At 43.4% G+C, this 2,598-nt stretch carries 2 protein-coding genes; both read right to left on the reverse strand.

Annotation, left to right across the window (positions count from 1 at the left end; translation table 11 throughout):
• Positions 1-24 precede the first annotated feature (24 nt).
• Positions 25-153, reverse strand: a complete 129-nt coding sequence (locus QUB70_RS32275) for a hypothetical protein (protein WP_332985880.1) — start codon at positions 151-153, stop codon at positions 25-27.
• A 235-nt stretch (positions 154-388) separates the two neighbouring features.
• Positions 389-2,362 carry an ABC transporter ATP-binding protein/permease gene (locus QUB70_RS32280; RefSeq protein ID WP_332985881.1) on the reverse strand — a complete coding sequence of 658 codons (1,974 nt, stop codon included), beginning with the start codon at positions 2,360-2,362 and terminating at the stop codon, positions 389-391.
• Positions 2,363-2,598: the final 236 nt, after the last annotated feature.

The raw sequence follows: 2,598 nt of genomic DNA on the forward strand, positions 1-2,598 counted from the left end.
CCGGAAACCCTAGTAATAGGGATATTAAGACCGAAATGTCTTAAGAATCCCCGTCGCGATCGCGCGGGGAGTGTCAAACTCAATTATAGATTGTGATAGCTGGTAAAACTGATATCTTGCACCATTCTCAATTACTTGCTTAGGAACAGGCATCTTGCCTGTTCCACAAGAGATAAATTTTATTGTGGAACAGGCAAGAAAGCCTGTTCTTGACAATGGTGCAAGATGTGAGTTTAAACAAAGAATGCAACTGTAGTAGAACCTATTGTAGGGTCGGTGGAGGCGTAGCGATTAATCTGTAGCACCAAACGATAAATCTCCAACCGCGCCACCACCCACCGCGAACCAACAACCGGGTCAATTTACAATTCCTGCTAGCCGCGCTGTATCAGCCAAAAACCTTCGCACTAGCGCGGTATTCTTGGGCCGAAAGCAGCCGCCAACTTCCATCTCCCAAAAGTTCCAAAACCTGCTGGTGATATTTCACTAAACTCAATCGGTGGCCGACACTCACAAAAGTAGTTTTAGTTGCTTGCAACTGCTCGTATAAATGTTGCTCGTTATTCAAATCCAAAGCACTTGTCGCCTCATCCAAAATAGCGTATCGCGGTTGGGTCAGCAACAATCTAGCAAAAGCTAAACGCTGCTGTTCTCCCAGGGACAAAATCTCACCCCAATCTAAATCTGCATCAAAACCGCCCAATCTGTCCGGCAAATCTGCTAAATTTACTGATGCCAAAACGCGGCGCAATTTTTCCTCATCAACCTCGCTGCTGTTGTTGGGATACAGAAGTTGCGATCGCAAACTACCCAAAATCATATAAGGACGCTGCGGCAAAAACAGCATTTCTCCGAGTTCCGGCCGCGCCAAACGGCCGGTTCCCGATTCCCACAAACCCGCAATTGCCCGCAGCAAAGAACTCTTTCCAGCACCGCTTTGACCGACAATTAACAGTCCTTCACCGGGCTGCACTGCTACCGACAAATCCCTAATCAAAGTCTTTTGATGTTTCGGAGTATCTAAAGTAACGTGTTCCAGTCTCAACTGAGAATCAACTACTACATCTATAGCAGTTACTCCGGCATGAGATACGGCTTTTTCAGCTTCCAGAGTATCTGTAAATACAGTCAAACGATTGATACTAGCGGCAAAAGAACTCAGCGGCTCAATCTGAGTTACAATTACAGAAAAAGCGCGCAAAACCTGACTGAAAGCAAAACCAGCTTGACTGATATCTCCAAACTCGATTGTACCATTTTTATCGGCAAAGTAAGCTGGAGCCAGAAACAAAGCCGGAATAATCACAACAGCATATCCGTATCCAGTTGTGAAATAATCCAAGTTCCGCTGCCAACCAATTAGCAAATTAAAATTGCGGAATACTTCCACAAATCGCTGCTTTATTTGAAATGATTCCTGCTCCTCCCCTCCATAAAAAGCAATAGATTCAGCGTTGTCTCGAATATGAACCAGTCCGTAGCGGAAATTTGCTTCTTTTTTAAGTTGCTCGAAATTCAGAGGTACTAATCTTTGACCAAAAACTAGAGTGGCGATCGTGCCCAAAATAGCATAGACAATCAGAAAAATCGAAAGTGCTTTTGAGATAGACCACAGGATACCAGTGAAAGATATAATATCAACTATTGACCCCAAAATAATCAGCATAAATGCCAAACTTGTCCGGGTAAACGATCGGACATCTTCAGAAATTCGCTGGTCTGGATTGTCGATTTCCTTGTGTGAATTTATTTCATAATAAGCCCGATTATGAAAATACCTATCGAGGAACTTATTAGTCATCCACTCCCGCCAGTAGAGACCCAATTTATCTTGGGTATAGCGGTAAATTACCACAATGGGAGTGCCAACGACAAAGACGCTCGCATAGACAAAAAGATACTTCCAATAATTGAGCTGGTCTTTCTTTGCCAGTGCTGTATCAAAAAAGTTACTGACGTAGCTAATTATGACATTCAGACCGCTGACGGAGAGGGACAATAACAGCAATAAAGCTAATAATGTCCACGATTGCCACTGCGGGAGCAATCTGCCTTTGAAAAAGACAAAAGCGCTGAAAGGAAGAACTAACATTAAAGCCACGATCGCAATTGCTGGCGAATTAATAATTCCTTTCAGCAAAGTAACTAACCCGGCAGCAATACTATTGACAAACTCTGGAAATAAGACTTGAGTACCCAAACATACAACGCTGAGGAGTACAAACATCGCAGCGAAGAGAAATATTAACAACAGCGCCACTAATCCTAAAAAAATTCTGCCCCCTCCAGGCTCTAAAGGATAAAAGTAAGGCTGGGCGATCGCAATAAATCTCTCCCACAACTGACGGTCAAATCGATTCATCTTTGCTCTTTACAAAACTACTTCGACTGTTCTAACATATCAAGTCTTGTGACAAACGGCCGCAGTAATTTATTTGGGAGTTGCGCGAAAAAAGCGGTCTCACCCACAGACGGATACTTGTTGTGCGACTGTGGCTGAGACAAAAAAAGTTGGGACGTTATACCAATTTAATGTGAAGTTGCACATATCTCGATCCCCCTAAATCCCCCTTAAGAAGCAGGGTGGATTAATTGTCA

Source organism: Microcoleus sp. A003_D6 (genome assembly GCF_036702825.1).
Taxonomy (GTDB): domain Bacteria; phylum Cyanobacteriota; class Cyanobacteriia; order Cyanobacteriales; family Microcoleaceae; genus Microcoleus.